This is a genomic window from Rhodoferax sp. AJA081-3 (assembly GCF_017798165.1).
GTDB lineage: Bacteria > Pseudomonadota > Gammaproteobacteria > Burkholderiales > Burkholderiaceae_C > Allorhodoferax.
Map to the genome: position 1 here is coordinate 3,433,647 of NZ_CP059068.1, position 18,033 is coordinate 3,451,679.

The window sequence follows — 18,033 nt, forward strand, 5'->3', positions numbered from 1 at the left end:
TCCATAATTGCACCATGAGCCTAGACCTCGACGACCGCCAACGCGCCATGCTGCAGGAGATGGGTGTGCGCGTCTGGCTGCCGTCGGCAGAGCCGGTACTAGCCGCGGCACCGGCAAAGGAACAGGCAACGCAGGCCCGCGTGCCAACACCACCGCCAGCCGCAACACTTGCTGCGCCACAGCCAACGGCGCGGGTGCCCGCGCAGGCCGCACCTACCTCGGCCCGCACACCGGTCGGCGCCTACCCCGACGCTGGGGTCACCACAACACCGGCTGCCGTAACGGCGCTGGACCTGCAGGGGCTGGATAGCGGCTCCGCCCTGCGCCAGTCGGCCGCCGCCTGCCGCGCCTGTGGTCTGTGCAGCGGACGTAAACACACCACCTTGCAACTGCCAGATCCACCGGTGCAAGCCGATTGGTTGGTGCTGGGAGACCCGCCCGATGCCGACGAAGACCGGCTGGGACAGCCTTTTGTGGAACAGACTGGTGTGCTGCTGGACAACATGCTCAAGGCCGCGGGTGCCAGCCGCAACGGCCAGGGCCGACAGGGGGCGCATCTGAGCAATGTGGTCAAGTGCCGCCCACCGGTGGGCCGCCTGCCCCAGGCGTCGGAGTTGGCGCAGTGCGCGCCATTTTTGCAGCGCGAGATCGAGACCGTGCAGCCCAAAGTGATTCTGGCCCTGGGGCGTTTTGCCGTGCAGTTGGCGCTGGAAGAGCATCCGCAGGACGCTGCGTTGCCACTGGACAAACAACGCGGCCGGGTGTACCGCTACCGGGGCATTCCCGTCGTGGTCAGTTACCACCCCACGGCCCTGCTGCGCACCAGCGCCAACAAAGCCAAGGCCTGGGCTGATCTGTGTCTTGCGCTGGACGTGCTTGAAAGCTAACCCTGCCGCATTGCGCAACAGTCTGAGTCTGGGTTGCGCTTCCCTACAATAGGGGCCATGACTTTTCTCGACCAGCTGCGCACCGCCGAGCGCCAAAACGGTTCCTTGTTGTGTGTGGGCCTGGACCCGGACCCCGCCAAATTTCCTGAGCAATACCGCGGTGATGCCAGCCGCATTTATGACTTCTGTGCGGCCATCGTTGATGCCACGGCCGATCTGGCCATGGCCTTCAAACCGCAGATCGCCTACTTTGCCGCGCACCGCGCCGAGGCCCAGCTGGAACGCCTGGTGACCCACATGCGCAACGCCGCGCCCCAGGTGCCGGTGATCCTGGACGCCAAACGCGGCGACATCGGTAGCACGGCCGAGCAATACGCCATTGAAGCCTTCGAGCGCTACGGCGCAGATGCTGTCACCCTGTCACCCTTCATGGGTTTTGACTCTGTGGCGCCGTATCTGAAGTACCACGGCAAGGGCGCCTTCCTGCTGTGCCGCACTTCCAACCCCGGTGGCGACGACCTGCAGTCGCAGCGCCTGGCCTCGGTGGACGGCCAACCCCTGCTGTACGAACACATCGCACGCCTGGTGCAGGGTCCGTGGAACCTGAATGGCCAACTGGGTCTGGTGGTGGGTGCCACCTATCCCGCAGAGATCGAACGGGTGCGTGCCCTGGCGCCCACCGTGCCCCTGCTGATACCCGGCGTGGGTGCCCAGGGGGGTGATGCTGCCGCCACGGTCAAGGCCGGTTGGCGTGGCGTTAACGGCGAGACCGTGGCACCCATCGTCGTGAACTCGTCACGCGCCATTCTGTACGCCTCACCGGGGGCAGATTTTGCGGCCGCCGCGCGTGCCGAGGCCCTGCGCACCCGCGAACTGCTCAACGCTTCGCGGTAGGTTTCGCGTAGACCGTTACACGCCGTAACACTCTGCGGCGCAGTGCCGTGCATTTGTGACGATTGCCAGCAGATATTTTCGCTAAGCTGCTTGTTTGGATGTAACAGGTGCGAAATTATGCGTGTCTCAGAACCAGTGGATAACGTGCCAGCCCAGGCCGTCGAAAGTGTCCACACAAGCCCCGAAACCCTAACGACCGCGCTGGCGGCGGCCGCACTCTTGGCCGCCTGCGGCGGAGGAGGCGGGGGCGGAACGACGGCCCCATCCGGCACCGGCCCTGGCCCCGCATCACCCTCTGCTCCGGCGGGTGCCAGCTTTACGGCAGCCACTACCGATGAAGAGGCTGCGCGCTTCCTGTTGCAAGCCCAGTTTTCTGCTTCCGATGCCGAGATTGCCGCTGTGCGCAACAAGTCGTACGCAACCTGGCTGGCCGAACAGTTTGCAGCCCCACCCAGCACCTCGGGTTTTGACTGGTTGAACCAGCGGGGCTACGGCACGATCAACAGCAGCACCAATTTTTACGACAACAGCTACCCCGGCGACTACATGTTGTGGAGCCAGCTGATGACGTCTTCTGACGCCGTGCGCAAACGCATGGCGCTGGCACTGTCCGAATTTTTTGTGGTGTCCTTGTCGGGGCTGGACTTTGCGTGGCGCAGCCATGCCATTGCATCCTGGTGGGATATGTTGAATGCCCACGTGACTGGCAATTTTCGCAACCTGCTGCAAGACGTGACGCTGCACCCGGCCATGGGGTATTACCTCAACACCAAGGGCAATCTCAAAGAAAACGTGGCCACCGGCCGCGCACCCGACGAGAACTACGCCCGCGAGGTCATGCAGTTGTTTACCGTGGGTGTGCACCAGCTCAACAATGACGGCACCGAAAAACGCGATGCCAACGGCAACAAGCTGGAAACCTATACGCAGAGCGACATCACCAACCTCGCCCGGGTGTTCACCGGCTGGGACTTTGACCAGACACAAAACGTCAACACCTTCGAGCCGGTCAACCGGCGCAATATTCCCAACACGGTCTACACCCGCATCCCCATGCGGCTGACGGCCAATAACCACTCCACGCTGGCATCCAACTTTCTGGGGGCCACGGTGGCTGCCGGTACGGACGGGGTGGCGGCGCTGAAGATTGCACTGGACACGCTGTTCAACCATCCCAACGTCGGCCCGTTTTTTGGCAAGCAGATGATCCAGCGCCTGGTCACCAGCAACCCCAGCCCGGCCTACGTCAACCGTGTGGCCAACGCCTTTAATAACAATGGAGCGGGCGTGCGAGGCGATTTAATGGCGGTGTTTACCGCCGTTTTGCTGGACGACGAGGCCCGTGGCCCAGCGGGGTTGACGCAAGCCGGTTTTGGCAAGCTGCGCGAACCCATTGTGCGCATGGTGCAGTGGGGCCGGACCTTCGGCATCCGATCGGCCCGCGGCAGCTGGAAGATGGGTGACCTGAGCAACCCCGCCAACCAGTTGGGCCAGAGCCCCCAGCGTTCTCCCAGCGTGTTCAATTTTTTCCGCCCCGGTTATGTGCCACCCAGCACCGCCTTGAGCGCAAGCCAAAGCCCGGCGCCGGAATTCCAGATCGTTAACGAGAGCAGTGTGGGGGGCTACCTCAACTACATGCAGGGTGTCATTCGCAACGGCATTTTTGTCAACGCTCCGGACCTGCCCCAAAGTGCCAGCAATGCAACCAATGGTTACGACATCACCGCGGCCTACACGGCTGAGCTGGCGCTGGTGCTGGACACGACGGCCCTGGTCAAGCGCCTGGGGCTGTTGTTGTGTGCAGGGCAGTTGTCGGCAGCCACCCAAGGGCTGATCGTGGCGGCACTCAACGCCACACCCGTTACCGCCGCCAGTACGGACACCATCAAGCTCAACCGTGTCGCGGCCGCAGTGCTGCTGGTCATGGCCTCCAGTGAATACCTCATACAAAAATAGGAAGTGCCATGCATCTGCTCGACTCCGACAAACACACGCGCCGCGCGTTTCTGCGCCGCAGTGGACAACTGGCCCTCACGGGTACGGCCCTGCCCTTTGCCCTCAATCTGGCGGCCATGGGCGAGGCGGCGGCCTTTGACGCCACCGATTACAAGGCCCTGGTCTGCGTGTTCCTCTATGGCGGCAATGACTACGCCAACACGGTTGTCACCTACGACGATGCCAGTTACAACCAGTACCACACCATACGCGGTGGTGGCGCGGGCCAGACGGCCGGCGGTATTGCGCTGGCCAAGTCGGCACTGGGTGCCACACTGCTCAACCCCTCCACGCCGCTGCCCGGTGGGCGCCAGTACGCCTTGCACCCGTCCATGGGGGGCCTGGCCAATCTGTTCAACAGTGGCCGCGCCGCCGTGCAGCTGAATGTGGGTCCGCTGGTTGCACCCTTGACCAAGGCGCAGTACCAGAGCGCCGACCGTGCCAACTACCCGCTGCCACCCAAGCTGTTTTCGCACAACGACCAGGTCTCGGTATGGCAATCGTCGAATTCCGAAGGGTCCACCAAAGGCTGGGGCGGCAACATTGGCGACCTGGCGCTGTCGGGCAACGGCAACTCGCTGTTCACCTGCATCAACGTCACCGGCAACGCGGTGTTTTTGTCGGGTGACAGTGCCTTGTCTTACCAGGTCAGCACCAATGGTGCGGTACCCATCAACGCGGTCAAGAGCAACGTCTACGGGTCCAGCGCCGTCCGCAACGCCCTGTCGGGCCTGGTGCAACAGCAGCGCAGCCACACACTGGAGAACGAATACAACCGGGTCACTGCACGCGCCATCGGCGGTGAGGCGCTGATCGCGTCCAGCCTGGCATCTTCCACGGTGGGTACGGTGTTCCCCACCGGCAACTCGCTGGCTGATCAATTGAAGCTGGTCGCCCGCCTGATTGGTGCGCGCAATGGCTTGGGCGCCAAACGCCAGGTCTTTTTGGTTTCCTTGGGTGGTTTTGACCTGCACGACAACCTGATCTCCCAACAGCCGGTGCTGATGGGCCGGGTCAGCGATGCCATGACGGCCTTTTACAACGCCACCGTGGAGCTGGGCGTGGCGAACAAGGTCACGGCGTTTACCGCGTCAGACTTTGGCCGCACACTTACATCCAACGGCGACGGCTCGGACCACGGCTGGGGTAGCCACCATCTGATGGTGGGCGGCGCTGTTCGGGGTGGGGCGTTCTACGGTACGGCGCCACCGGTCAGCGTCACCAACACGGCTTCGCCGCAAGACCAGTGGCATGTGGGCCAGGGTCGTCTGCTGCCCAGCACCGCGGTAGACCAGTACGCCGCCACACTGGCCAGCTGGTTTGGCGTGGCCGACAGCGAGATGGCCGGCATTCTGCCCAATCTGCGGCGTTTTGGCACAGAGGCCGGCCGGCCCGACTACCCACGCAATCTGGGCTTTATGTCCTGAAGGTGACCCCGTGGCTGGGCGGTATACCGATAATCGGCCCATGATCGATCTCTACACCGCCGCCACGCCCAACGGGCACAAAGTCTCCATCGCGCTGGAAGAGATGGCACTGCCCTATACGCTGAAGGTGCTGGACCTGAGCAAGGGTGAGCAAAAGCTGCCCGAGTACCTGGCCATTTGCCCCAATGGCCGCATTCCGGCCATCGTGGACCATGCGGCCGATGGCTTCACCGTTTTCGAGTCGGGCGCCATCCTCATTTACCTCGCGGAGAAGACCGGGCAACTGATGCCCAGTGACGCCAAGGGGCGCTCGCGGGTGCTGCAATGGCTGATGTTCCAGATGGGCGGCATCGGCCCCATGATGGGCCAGGCGAATGTGTTTTACCGCTACTTCCCCGAAAAAATACCCGCCGCCATCGACCGTTACCAGGGGGAATCCAAACGCCTGTTCCGTGTGCTGGACGGTCATTTGAAAGACCACGAATACCTGGCGGGTGACTACTCCATTGCCGACATCGCCAACTGGGCCTGGGTACGCACCCACCGCTGGTCGGGTGTGGAGGTGGATGATCTGCCCCATCTGCAACGCTGGCTGGCCGCCATCCGTGCGCGCCCGGCGGTGCAAAAAGGCATTGAGAGCCCGCCGTCTCCGGTCCGCGATGGTGAGGAGCAGGCCAAAAAATTCTCCGAGGCCGCGCGCAGCATGGTCGAGATGGGCCAGTCCCGCAAGGCAGGAGTCTGAGCATGCAACTGTATTACTCGCCAGGTGCGCCCAGCCCGCGCCGCGTGTTGTTCTTCATGGCCGAGAAGGCCATCACCGGCATCAACCTGGTGACGGTGGACCTCAATGCCCAGGAGCACAAAGGCGAAGCCTACCGCGCCAAGAGCCCGCTGGCCAAGGTGCCAGCGCTGGAGCTGGATGACGGCCGTGTGTTGACCGAGACCCGCGCCATTTGCACCTACCTGGAAGGCTTGTACCCCGAGCCCAACCTGATGGGTGTGGACGCCGAAGAGCGTGCCTTTGTCGAGATGGCAGACCGCCGCGCCGAGCTGTATTTGTTGGCCGGTATTGCCAACACCGTGCGCCACACCCACCCCGGTTTGGCGCCGCTGGAGCAGCCGCAGTTTCCGGAGTTTGGCCAATCGCAGGCGCAAAAGGTGCGGGAGGTGGCGGCATGGTTTAACGCCATGCTGGAGCGCCAGCCCTGGATGGCGGGTGACCGTTTCACCATTGCCGATATCACGGCCTTTTGTGCCATTGAATTTGCCCGCCTGATGAAGTTCCAGCCGGGTCGTGAGGGCATGCCTGCGTTACAGGCTTGGCGTGACCGTGTGGCCGACCGCCCCAGCGCTTCCGCAAAATAAAGGCTCAGCTACACCAGATGCCGGTTGTCGTCCGGGTGGTGCGGGGCCACCAGCGGCAGGCGCAACACAAAACAACTGCCCTGGCCCGGGCTGCTTAACACCTCCAGCTCACCCCCAAACAGCGAGGTGACGATGTTGTAGCTGATGGACATGCCCAGGCCGCTGCCACCCTGGCCCAGCTTGGTGGTGAAGAACGGGTCAAATATCCGCTTCAAGTTGTCGGGTGCTATGCCCACCCCATCGTCGCTGAACCGAATCTCCACCAGGGAGTTGCGCACCAACTGTGCCTGCAATTGCATGGTGCCGCCACGGCATGAACCGAAGGCATGGAGGACCGCGTTGTTGATCAGGTTGGTCAAAACCTGGCCATACGGGCCGGGGTAGCCGTCCAGCACAATGCCTGCGGGAATGTCCATCGCCAGCTTGTGGCCCGCCACCTGGATGCTGCGCTGCAGGGTTGCCACCACCTCCTGGCTGGTGCGCAGCAGTTCAAAACTGCGCCGTTGCTCGGTGGCGCGGTCCACGGCCACCTGTTTGAAACTTTGCACCAGTTCGCCGGCCGAGCGCAGGCCACGGATGACCAGTTCCAGGCCTTCGCGGGTAGACGCGATGTAGTTCGTGAGCGTGCTGCGGCGCATGCTGCCACTGGCCGCCGCCACCTCTAGTGCTGCCGTGTTTTCCTGCAGCGTACTGGCGGTTAACAGGCTGTTGCCCAGGGGGGTGTTCAGTTCATGCGCCACACCCGCTACCAGCGAGCCCAGCGCCGCCAGTTTTTCGTGCACCACCAACTGGTCTTTGGCGTCGCGCAGGTGGGTGTAGGCCATGGCGTTGTCCAGCCCGATGGCGGTGTAGGCGCACAGGGTGCGAAACACCAGGCGCTCGTTCTCGGCGTAGGCGCCGGCGCGTGTGGACTGTATGGTCATGACCCCCAGCACCCGGTCGGCGATAGTCAGCGGTGCAAACAGCGCACTCAGCGTGGCCAGTGTGCCCGGCACATAGTTGGGCAGTTGCTCGGGGTTGGTGAAGTCAATCAGCAGCTCACGGCGTTCGCGCACACACTGCGCGCAATACGAATGGGCGTCGTCCAGACGCAGGTGGTCGGCGGGCAGGCGTTGGCCTTCTTCGACATCGTAGACCGAGGTCAGGCCCTGGCCGTCGGGGTCCATCAGGTAGATGGAAAAACTGGACGCGTCCAGCAGGCCATGCATGTGGCGTTCGATGACACCAAAGACATGCTCCTGGTCCAGCTGCGAGGTGATCTCCTGGCCTATGGCGCCCAGCATTTTCAGGATGTCGCTGCTTTGCTGCAAGACCGCCGCGCGCCGGGCTTCGGCCTCAGCCTGGCGGCGGTGGAATTCACTTTCGGCGCGGGCGCGTTCGGTGTCCATGCGCACTTGCATGGCTGTCGCGCGGTTGGAGGCTTCCTGGTTGAGCACACGCTCACGGGCCTGGCCCGCCAACACCGCATGCTGGTAAGCCTCGGCAAAACGGCCGGCCTGGGCATATTCTTCCGCCACGGCCAGCAGCAATTCGCTGGGTATCAGGTAGCCATCCACCTTGCGTGCGGTGGTCAACGCCTGCTCCAGGCACTCCATGGCCGCCACACGGTTGCCCCGTGACGCATGGATACGGGCCAGCAGCCGCTGCGCGCTCACCTCCAGGATGGCGGCACCCTGGTGTTGCGCCATGCCCAGTGCGGCGCTGACTTCTGCCTCGGCCTGTGTGTCGTCGCCCAGCTGCAGCAGCGCGTTGGCGACGCCGGTCTGGGCCTCGATGACCTGGTCGGTTTGGCCCAGGTGCTGCGCGCGCGCCACCTGTTGGCGATACAAGGCCAGCGCACGGGGATAGTCGCCACGCTTGTGTGCCAGCTCGCCCTGGGAGGTCAGTACCGAGCCGTAGTTGCGCGAGTTGCGCAAAGGCACGTAGATCTGCATGGCCTCGTCCAGCATGGACTGCGCAGCGTCCAGCCGACCCATGGCGCCCATGATCTCGGCCATCTGGTGCAGGCATGGGCCTAGCGCGACGGCCCACCCGGTGGTGCGCGCCAGATCCAGCCCACGTTGCAGGCATTCCAGCGCCGCATCGTGGTCGTTGAGCGCCGAATAGGTATTGCCCGCGTTGACGGTGGCCACCACCGCGACCAGCAACTGGCCCGACTGGCTGGCCGCTTCATAGGCCTTGTCAAACTGCACCACAGCATGGGCGAAATTGCCCGAGCTGTAGTCGCGGGTCGCAAAGTAAGAATGCACACTGGCTGCAACACCCGGGTGCATGGCACTCAGGTCATCCGCAAACCTTTGGCCCCAGACCAGGTTGCTCTGGCGCACATCCCGCAACACGGCGTAACGCGCGCGATTGGCCTCGAAATAGTCCAGCCGCTGGGTATCGCCACCCTGCGTGGCGTGTTCGGCGGCAGCGGCCAGGCATTGGTCGCGCTGCAGCAGATCACCGGTGCCCGAATACACCGAGGCCAGGATACCCAGTGCGTCGGCACAACCAATGGGGTCGCCGCAGGCCGTAAAAACGGCGATGGCGCCCCGTGCCGCTTCACTGGCATGGTCGAAGTCGGACAACAACCAATGGGTTTCGGCGTCCACCAGGTCCAGGCGGGCCTGCAAGTGTTGTGCGGTCTGCGGGGGCAAGGTGGTTTGTGTAGCCAGCAAGGCCCTGGCTTGGATGGCCAGGGTGCAGGCCCGCACATTGTCTTGCTGCCGCAGATACCAGGCCAGGGTGACCAGCGTTTCCAGTGCGTCGTCGCTTGGACGCGCGCTGTCGACCAGCCCTGCCAGGCGGTCGACCTCGACGTTGCGCTCAAACAAAAGCATGGCAGGGTGGTGGTTGGAATCCGGGGTACGGCACACAATAGCATGGAAGCGGCCAAACGCCACCCCCTGCCTGTGGGCTTACAGCAAGCGTTGCAGATATCGTCCGGTATGGCTGGCCGGGTTTGCCGCAATGTCTTCGGGCGTGCCCACACCCAGCACGGTGCCGCCGCCAGAGCCACCTTCGGGTCCCATGTCGATCAGCCAGTCTGCCGTCTTGATGACGTCCAGGTTGTGCTCGATGACCACAATGGTGTTGCCCGCGTCCCGCAGCTGGTGCAACACCTTGAGCAGCAGGGCGATGTCGGCAAAGTGCAGGCCGGTGGTGGGTTCGTCCAGGATGTACAGCGTGCGGCCTGTGTCGCGTTTGGACAGCTCCAGGGCCAGCTTGACACGCTGTGCTTCACCACCCGACAGCGTGGTGGCCGCCTGGCCCAGCTTGATGTAGGACAGGCCCACATCCAGCAGGGTCTGCAGTTTGCGCGCAATGGTCGGCACGGCGTGCAAAAACTCGTAGGCCGCCTCCACGGTCAGCTCCAGGATCTGCGCGATGTTTTTGCCCTTGTACAAGACCTCCAGCGTCTCGCGGTTGTAACGCATGCCGGCGCACACATCGCAGGGCACGTACACGTCGGGCAAAAAGTGCATCTCCACCTTGACCATGCCGTCGCCCTGGCAGGCCTCGCAGCGGCCGCCGGCCACGTTGAAGCTGAAGCGCCCGGGGCCATAACCGCGTTCGCGAGCCGTGGGCACCTCGGCCATCAGCTCGCGGATGGGTGTGAACAGGCCGGTGTAAGTGGCGGGGTTGGAGCGCGGTGTGCGGCCGATGGGAGACTGGTCCACATTGATGACCTTGTCGAAGTGTTCTATGCCTTCGATGGCCGTGTGCGGCGCCGGCTCGTCGTGCGCGCGGTAGATGGTGCGGGCCACGGCGGCATACAAGGTGTCGTTGACCAGCGTGGATTTGCCGGAGCCCGACACACCGGTCACGCAGGTGAAAAGCCCGACAGGGAAGTCCACCGTCACGTCTTTCAGGTTGTGGCCCTTGGCGCCCACCACACGCAGGGCCTGCAGGTCGCCCTGGGTGGCGCGGTGGTGCGCTTCGCGCTCAGCACGGCGCACGGCGGCGGGGCTGGGTGCAAAGCGGGATTTAAAACGGTCTTCATCGCCCGGCTTGGGCGCCACGGTGGGCAGCCAGGGCGTGCGGCGCTGGGGCACGGCAATCTTCAGCGTCTGCGCCAGGTACTGACCGGTCAGTGATTCGGTGTTGGACTGGATGGCATCAAAGTTGCCCTGCGCAATCACACGCCCGCCGTGGATGCCGGCGCCCAGACCCATATCGATGATGTGGTCGGCCGCACGCATCATGTCTTCGTCGTGTTCGACCACCAGCACGCTATTGCCGATGTCGCGCAAGTGTTTCAGTGTCTCGATCAGGCGGTCGTTGTCGCGCTGGTGCAGGCCAATGCTGGGTTCGTCCAGCACATACATCACACCGGTCAGGCCCGAGCCGATCTGGCTGGCCAGGCGTATGCGTTGGCTCTCGCCACCGGACAGCGTTTCAGCACTGCGGTCCAGGCTCAAATAGTTCAGGCCCACATCGTTGAGAAACTTGAGACGCAGACCAATCTCGCGCACCACCTTGGCCGCGATGTCCCCCTTGGCGCCATGCATGGTCAGCGTCTGGAAGTAGGCATAACTTTCGCGCAGCGTGGCGCGGCTGATCTCAAAAATGGCGCGGGCCTGGTCACCTTCACCTATCTTCACGTGGCGGGCCTCGCGGCGTAGGCGTGAGCCTTCACACACCGGGCAGTGCTGGGTGCTGCGGTAACGCGATAAATCCTCACGCACCAGGGCCGAGTCGGTCTCGCGGTAGCGCCGCGCCATATTGGGAACGATGCCTTCGAACGGATGTTTTTTGGTCAGCTTCTTGCCCTGCGAGGCACCGGAGTCCATCACATAACTGAACTTGATCTCCTCGTCACCCGAGCCGTGCAGTATGGCCTGCTGCACCGCTTCGGGCAGGGATTCAAACGCGGCATCGATGTCAAACTTGTAGTGTTTGGCCAGGCTCTCCAGCATGGAGAAGTAGTACCCGTTGCGCCGGTCCCATCCTTTGATGGCGCCGCTGGCCAAGCTCAGTGAGGGGAATGCCACCACCCGTGCGGGGTCAAAAAAATCGGTCTGGCCCAGGCCGTCACAGCTTGGGCAGGCACCCACGGGGGAGTTGAAGGAGAACAGCCGCGGCTCCAGCTCGCTGATGGAGTAGCTGCACACCGGGCAGGCAAACTTGGCATTGAATAAATGCTCTTTAGGGCTGTAGCCCCCGTCGTTGCTAGTGGTGACGCTATCAGTTTTGATGTCTTCTGCTTTACCAGGATCATCCATCTCCAGCGCAATGGCACGGCCGTTGGCCAGGCGCAACGTGGCTTCGAAGCTCTCGGCCAGCCGTTGCTGCAACTCGGGGCGCACCTTGATACGGTCGATCACCACATCGATATCGTGTTTCTCGGTCTTCTTCAGCGTGGGCAGGTCGTCGAATTCATAGGTCTTGCCGTTGACCCGAAAGCGCACATAACCCTGGGCCTGCATCTCGGCAAACACGTCCAGGAACTCCCCCTTTTTTTCGCGCGCCACCGGCGCCAGGATCATCAGGCGGGTGTCCACCGGCAGGGCCAGCACGGCGTCCACCATCTGGCTGACGGTCTGGCTTTGCAGCGGCAGGCCGTGGTCGGGGCAGTAGGGTGTGCCGGCGCGGGCGAACAGCAGGCGCAGGTAGTCGTGGATCTCGGTCACCGTGCCCACCGTGGAGCGCGGGTTGTGGCTGGTGGCCTTTTGTTCGATGGAGATGGCGGGCGACAGGCCTTCAATCACGTCCACATCGGGTTTGTCCATCAGTTGCAAAAACTGGCGCGCGTAGGTGGACAGGCTTTCCACATACCGGCGCTGGCCCTCGGCGTACAGCGTGTCAAAGGCCAGGCTGGACTTGCCGGAGCCGCTCAAACCTGTGATCACCACCAGCTGGTTGCGCGGGATGTCCAGGTCGATGTTTTTCAGGTTGTGCGTGCGCGCACCCCGGATGCTGATGGTTTGCTGCTGCAATGCCCGGGCAAGGTAGGTGCCGTCGGAGGGAGAGTTCAAGGTCGTGGCCCGTGGAAGAGAGAAGGGGGGGATGAACGGCGTTTTGGGGAAACCCACCATGATAATGACTGTTGGACTTGTCGGCACCCCGCCGCCGCCAAGGCCGGATAAACTCCCGCCTTAGGCCCCAACCCCTTTAGGAACACCATGGCATCCGTAAACAAAGTCATTCTGGTCGGCAATTGCGGCCGCGACCCCGAAATCCGTTACCTGCCGTCGGGCCAGGCCGTGGCCAACGTCAGCGTGGCCACCAGCACCCGCCGCAAAGACAAGAACACCGGCGAAAGCATTGAGTCCACCGAGTGGCACCGCGTCACCTTTTATGACCGCCTGGCCGAGATCGCCGGTGAATACGTGCGCAAAGGCCGCCCCATTTACGTGGAAGGCCGCCTCAAATACGGCAAATACACCGACCAGTCCGGTGTCGAAAAGAACACGGTCGACATCATCGCCACCGAACTGCAACTTCTGGGCGGTCGTGAAGGCATGGGCGGCCCCGGTGGCGATGGTGACGAAGGCGGTGGCGGCGCCCCCGCACCCCGCCGTATGGCGCCCAGCGCTCCGCCACCCCGCGCGGCCGCAGCACCTGCGCCTCGCCAGGCTCCGCCGCCCCGGCCGGCCAGTGGTTTTGATGACATGGACGACGACATCCCGTTCTGAGTCGGACCCCCGCAGCGCGTCACATAAAACGCCCACAGTGTTTAAGCTGTGGGCTTTTTTTATGGGCGTGGGTTTACAGCATGGCAAACGCAGCCATCGCGACCAGGGTGGGCAGCAAAGCACCCAGCAGCAGTTCACTGGCGCCTATGGACTCATCGGCAAAGCCCCGTTTGAGCAGTGCCACACCGGCAGGGTTGGGCGCATTGGCAATCACGGTCAGCCCACCACCCGCCACGGCGCCGGCCACCAGGCTGTATTTGGCCTCCTCGGAAATGCCAACGATGAGTGAGCCTAAATAGGTAAGCGCCGCGTTGTCGGTAAAACCCGTCAACACGGTGGCCCCCAGAAAGAGAACCTGGGGCGACATGCCAGACACGATGGGTTGCAGCCACCACTGTTGCATGCCACCCAGCACCACCAAACCCGCCAGGAAAAAGGCCACCAGCAGCGCTTCTTTGATGATGGGCGGGTTCTGAAAGCGTTCATAGGCTTGGGTGACGCCCATAAACATCAGGAACAGACCCAGAAACGCCACCGGATGGTGGGCCAGCGCTACCACGGCCGCCAGAAAGCCCAGGTGGACAAGCACCAGGATCGTGGGCACCGCGTCAGCAACGGTCGGCTGCGGAGGCAGGCTCTGCTGGCCCAAATGCTTGCGCAAAAAATACACTGCGATGGTTGCGTTCACCACCACGGCGATGGCGGCCTTCCAGCCAAAAGTGGCCAACATAAAAGCCGAGTCCCAGTTCCAGGTGGCCGCCACCATGAGCACCGGGGGGGCTGCAAACGAGGTCAGTGTTCCGCCGATGGAGACGTTTACGAACAACACACCCAGTGCCAGCCCTTTGACACGTTCGGGTACATCGGGACGGAACACCTGGGGTGCCAGCATCAGCGCCGCAATGGTCATGGCCGCGGGTTCGGTAATGGCGGAGCCAATCAGGGGCACGGCCGCCAAGCCCAGCCAAGCGGTGGCCAGTGACGTGCGAATCGGCACCAGTCTGGCGGCGCCGTTCACCGCGGCAGCCACCACCTGCAGGATGGGTTTAGAGGCTGCAATCACCATCACCACAAACACAAACAGCGGTTCGGTGTACTGCCGGGATTCGGCATAGGCCAGCGCCTTGTCACCTCCACTGACCAGGGCCATCACCAACACCAGCACGATGGCCCAGAAGCCGAACACGACTTCTACTTCTCCCAGTAAATGGAACAAGCCTGCATGCCCCGGGTAGCGGTGCGACAGCCGCTCGAACAGTTTGGCCGCAAAGGTGTGGAGCAGGGCAACGGCAAACAGTACCGCCGCAATAACTTCTATGGATAGGTGTGGCATCAGGTCCTCAGGCGTGAAAAAACCGCGAGGCGGCCCGACCTTCGCATGAACCTGCAGCGTGTGGATCCCACGTTGCACCCATGGCGAGTCTAGCCGAGCAGGCGGCTTGGGGTAAGCTCACCGGGAACACATGTTGTTGTGAACGCTAAGCCGTCTCCCCAGTGCTTTATAATAAAAACAGGCCTTAGCCCCCGTGAAATATAGACCTATTGCTATAAATATGATAGTGATCATGGCGCTGCTTCTGGCCGGTGCCATGGGCAGTGGCCATGCACAAACGGCACCCGCGCGTATCACGGCCAAGTCTCTGGGCCTGGTCATCAATACGGCCGACCCCTATTCGGTGGCGGTGGGTGACTACTACGCGCAGCGGCGCGGCATTCCGGCCGAGCAGGTCCTTCGGCTGGCGCTGCCCAACAAGGCCAGCCTCAATGTTGCCGAGTTTGAGGTGTTGGCGCAGCAGGTGCGTGAGCACATGGGGCCACAGGTACAGGCGCTCGCCCTGGCATGGGTGGAGCCGTATGCCGTGGAGTGCAATGCCATCACGTCGGCGTTGACCTTGGGTTTCCAAGCCGGTGTGTGCGGCAATACCTGTGCGCCCAGTGCGCCCTCGCCATTGTTCAACAACAAGAGCCCGCGCCCCTGGTCAGAGCTGGGTGTACGGCCCTCCATGCTGCTGGCGTCTGGCAGCGTGCAGCAGGCCAAGGCGCTAATCGACCGCGGCATCGCATCGGACCAACAACTCGGCAAACACGGCGTCCCCATAGCGGACGCCGTGTTTGTGCAAACCAACGACGCGGCCCGCAATGTGCGTACACGCCTGTACCCACCGGCCCGCGCCGTGCCGAGCCTGGGCTTTCAGACCGTGCGGCGCGACATGGCCGACAGTGCGCCCCTGCGGCGTGTGTTTCTGTACCAGATCGGCACGCTGCGTGTAGAGGCGCCCGACACCATTCCCTGGCTGCCGGGCGCCTTGGCTGACCACCTGACCTCGTTTGGCGGTGTGCTGCGTGGCAGCGGCGAACAGATGAGTGCCATGGACTGGCTGGACGCCGGTGCCACTGCCAGTTATGGCACGGTTAGCGAGCCCTGCAACCATGTGCAGAAATTTCCCCACCCGCAGGTGCTGCTGGCCCGCTACCTGCAAGGGGGCACTGCGCTGGAGGCCTACTGGGGCAGTGTGGCCTGGCCGGCACAGGGCGTCTTGATTGGCGAGCCGCTGGCCGCGCCCTTTGCGCGGTAACGCGTAAACCATTTTTCCCGCTAGAGTCCGTTGCCATGACTACTTCCCACGATGGCCGCTGGCATGCCGGCATTGGTGACCCCCATGCCACGGGCTGGATGACGGTGGCCGCCTACGCCAGTGCCATGCTGCTGTGTTACCTGTGCCAACGCAAAACGTCAGCCGGTCCGGCGCGGCAGTTCTGGTGGGCCATGGCACTTACCATGGGCGCGTTGGGGCTGAATAAACAGTTAGACCTGCAGACCTGGTTTACCCAGCTGGGGCGTGATCTGGCCCTGCAATATGGCTGGTATGCACACCGGCGCCTGGTGCAGGCCCTCTTCATTGGCACCTTGTTGTGCGCAGGTTTGGTGGCGCGGTCGTGGCTGCTGCAAAGGCTCAAGGGTTTGGACGTTTACGCCCGCAGGGCCGCATCCGGTTTGGTGGTGCTGGGCATCTTTGTGCTGGTGCGGGCCACGTCCTTCCACCACGTGGATGCGCTGCTGGGTTTCAGCATTGAAAACATACGGCTAAACGTGGTTCTGGAGCTCGGCGGCATAGCTATCATTGCTATCGCGGCGTGGGGGCGATTGCGTGCGCCTATTGTGAAGCCCTGATAATCTGCGCAATAAATTACTTGCTGTCACAAAAAATCCATGTCGCAACCACCACAGACCACCGCTGGTCGGGACGCCGTTTTTCCGCCCGGCATTGATCGCATTGTGTTGAGCCTGCTCCTGGTGGGCTTTTTCATTCTGTACGTACCCAGTTATCTGGATGTGGCGCGCACCGTCTGGACGACCGACGAGCAGGGTCACGGCCCCATCATCCTGGCGGTCAGCCTGTGGCTGCTGTACAACCACCGCCATGCCCTGGCCGCGTTACCGGCCCAGCCTGCCTGGGGCCTGGGGCTGCCACTGCTGGTTGTGGGGCTGGTGTTGTACGTGTTGGGCCGTTCGCAGTCTTTTCTGGGGATTGAGGTTGGGTCGCAGATCGTGTTGCTCTGTGCGCTGACCCTGGGTTTTTTGGGCAAGCGGGCCTTGCGTCTGATCTGGTTTCCCTTGTTTTTTCTGGCCTTCATGACACCCCTGCCCGAGGTGTTGGTGGCCAGCGTGACCGCACCGCTCAAATCCGCAGTCTCCACGGTATCGGCCAACCTGTTGTACGCGTTGGGTTACCCGGTGAGCCGGGCCGGTGTCATTTTGAATGTGGGCCAATACCAGTTGCTGGTGGCCGACGCCTGCGCGGGGCTGAACTCCATGTTCACCCTGGAGGCGTTAGGTTTGCTGTACATGAACCTGATGCAATACACCTCGGTCGCGCGCAATGTGACGCTCAGCATTCTGGTCATACCCATCGCCTTTTTCGCCAACGTGGTGCGGGTGATTATTCTGGTGCTGGTGACTTACCATTTTGGTGACGCAGCGGGTCAGGGTTTTGTGCACGGCTTTGCTGGCATGGTGCTGTTCCTGGTGGGGCTGGTGCTCGTACTCTTCACGGACTACCTGTTGGGATGGTTTTTCAAAGAGCCTGCACGTGCAGGAGCACAAGCATGAGCACCACCCGTATCCGCGCCATGCTCGTCAGTGTGGCCATGGTCGCCACCGCGGCATTGGCACATTGGGCGACGCCCTCCACCCACCTCAGCGACGTCTTGGGCAAACCCGATCTGGAGAAAATTTTCCCCCAGGAATTTGCAGGCTGGCGGGTCGATGTGCGTGCCGCCATGGTCTTGCCCTCGCCGCAAACCCAGGCCATTCTGGACAGCATCTACAACCAGACGCTGACGCGCACCTACATCAACGCTGCAGGGGACCGCATCATGCTGTCGGTGGCCTATGGTGGCGACCAGTCCGATGCCACACGGGCCCATTTGCCCGAGGTGTGTTACCCGGCCCAGGGATTTCAGATCACGGCCAACAGCACCAGCCAGCTCGACCTGGCCGGCCGCACCGTCAGTACGCGGTTGTTGATGTCCAGGCTGGGCCAGCGCCATGAACCCATCACCTACTGGCTGGTGGTGGGCGACCGCGTAACATTGTCCAGGACCGACCAAAAGCTCACCCAATTCCGGCTGGGCCTCAAGGGTCTGATACCCGACGGCCTGTTGGTGCGCGTGTCCAGCATCGATAACGATATGGACCGCGGACACCGGGTGCAGGCGCAATTTTTGGCTGACATGGCCGGCGCCTTCTCGGAAAGTGCGCGTGACCGGGTGTTTGGCAACCTGATGACCGCCCGTTAGTCCAAATGGACTATTGCGGCAGCGCAGCATGGCCGCGACAAT

The 18,033-nt window shown here is 62.8% G+C and carries 14 protein-coding genes; 11 read left to right on the forward strand and 3 right to left on the reverse strand.

The window, feature by feature from the left end; all coding sequences use genetic code 11:
- Positions 1-14: 14 nt before the first annotated feature.
- The 6 genes from HZ993_RS16125 to HZ993_RS16150 all read left to right on the forward strand — a co-directional run bounded on the left by HZ993_RS16125 (position 15) and on the right by HZ993_RS16150 (position 6,568).
- The gene (locus HZ993_RS16125) at positions 15-887 is read left to right on the forward strand and encodes a uracil-DNA glycosylase (RefSeq protein WP_209393765.1); all 873 of its coding nucleotides are present in this window, start codon (positions 15-17) and stop codon (positions 885-887) included.
- A gap of 57 nt (positions 888-944) precedes the next feature.
- On the forward strand, positions 945-1,781 hold the full coding sequence (pyrF, locus tag HZ993_RS16130; protein WP_209393766.1) for an orotidine-5'-phosphate decarboxylase: 837 nt from the start codon (positions 945-947) through the stop codon (positions 1,779-1,781).
- Between the two features lie 117 nt (positions 1,782-1,898).
- Positions 1,899-3,737 carry a DUF1800 family protein gene (locus HZ993_RS16135; RefSeq protein ID WP_209393767.1) on the forward strand — a complete coding sequence of 613 codons (1,839 nt, stop codon included), beginning with the start codon at positions 1,899-1,901 and terminating at the stop codon, positions 3,735-3,737.
- An 8-nt stretch (positions 3,738-3,745) separates the two neighbouring features.
- Positions 3,746-5,203 (forward strand): DUF1501 domain-containing protein, encoded by a 1,458-nt coding sequence (locus HZ993_RS16140; RefSeq protein WP_209393768.1) that lies wholly within the window; start codon positions 3,746-3,748, stop codon positions 5,201-5,203.
- 40 nt (positions 5,204-5,243) lie between these two features.
- Complete coding sequence (locus HZ993_RS16145; RefSeq protein WP_209393769.1) at positions 5,244-5,945, forward strand: glutathione S-transferase family protein; 702 nt, start codon at positions 5,244-5,246, stop codon at positions 5,943-5,945.
- Positions 5,946-5,947: 2 nt separating this feature from the next.
- A complete protein-coding gene (locus tag HZ993_RS16150; protein ID WP_209393770.1) occupies positions 5,948-6,568 on the forward strand; it encodes a glutathione S-transferase family protein in 621 nt (206 codons plus the stop codon).
- 8 nt (positions 6,569-6,576) lie between these two features.
- Here HZ993_RS16150 and HZ993_RS16155 read toward each other — a convergent pair whose 3' ends face one another.
- Together HZ993_RS16155 and uvrA are read right to left on the reverse strand one after the other, a co-directional pair.
- A complete protein-coding gene (locus tag HZ993_RS16155) occupies positions 6,577-9,393 on the reverse strand; it encodes an ATP-binding protein (protein ID WP_209393771.1) in 2,817 nt (938 codons plus the stop codon).
- A 78-nt stretch (positions 9,394-9,471) separates the two neighbouring features.
- A complete protein-coding gene (gene uvrA / locus HZ993_RS16160; protein ID WP_209393772.1) occupies positions 9,472-12,591 on the reverse strand; it encodes an excinuclease ABC subunit UvrA in 3,120 nt (1,039 codons plus the stop codon).
- An 87-nt stretch (positions 12,592-12,678) separates the two neighbouring features.
- Here uvrA and ssb point away from each other — a divergent pair, with 87 nt between their 5' ends.
- The gene (gene ssb / locus HZ993_RS16165; protein WP_209393773.1) at positions 12,679-13,191 is read left to right on the forward strand and encodes a single-stranded DNA-binding protein; all 513 of its coding nucleotides are present in this window, start codon (positions 12,679-12,681) and stop codon (positions 13,189-13,191) included.
- A gap of 73 nt (positions 13,192-13,264) precedes the next feature.
- Here ssb and HZ993_RS16170 read toward each other — a convergent pair whose 3' ends face one another.
- Entirely contained in the window at positions 13,265-14,524 is a 1,260-nt protein-coding gene (locus HZ993_RS16170; protein ID WP_209393774.1) for a putative Na+/H+ antiporter, read from the reverse strand.
- 232 nt (positions 14,525-14,756) lie between these two features.
- Between HZ993_RS16170 and HZ993_RS16175 the strand changes: the two genes are divergently transcribed.
- The 4 genes from HZ993_RS16175 to epsI are packed head-to-tail and all read left to right on the forward strand — an operon-like array spanning position 14,757 to position 17,991.
- The gene (locus tag HZ993_RS16175) at positions 14,757-15,767 is read left to right on the forward strand and encodes a TIGR03790 family protein (RefSeq protein ID WP_245213658.1); all 1,011 of its coding nucleotides are present in this window, start codon (positions 14,757-14,759) and stop codon (positions 15,765-15,767) included.
- A gap of 35 nt (positions 15,768-15,802) precedes the next feature.
- Positions 15,803-16,363, forward strand: a complete 561-nt coding sequence (locus HZ993_RS16180; protein ID WP_209393776.1) for a hypothetical protein — start codon at positions 15,803-15,805, stop codon at positions 16,361-16,363.
- Between the two features lie 39 nt (positions 16,364-16,402).
- Positions 16,403-17,302, forward strand: coding sequence for an exosortase B (gene xrtB / locus HZ993_RS16185; protein ID WP_209393777.1), 900 nt, complete (start codon positions 16,403-16,405; stop codon positions 17,300-17,302).
- Positions 17,299-17,991, forward strand: coding sequence for an exosortase-associated protein EpsI, B-type (epsI, locus tag HZ993_RS16190; RefSeq protein WP_209393778.1), 693 nt, complete (start codon positions 17,299-17,301; stop codon positions 17,989-17,991). The genes xrtB and epsI overlap by 4 nt, the downstream gene beginning before the upstream one ends.
- Positions 17,992-18,033 lie beyond the last annotated feature (42 nt).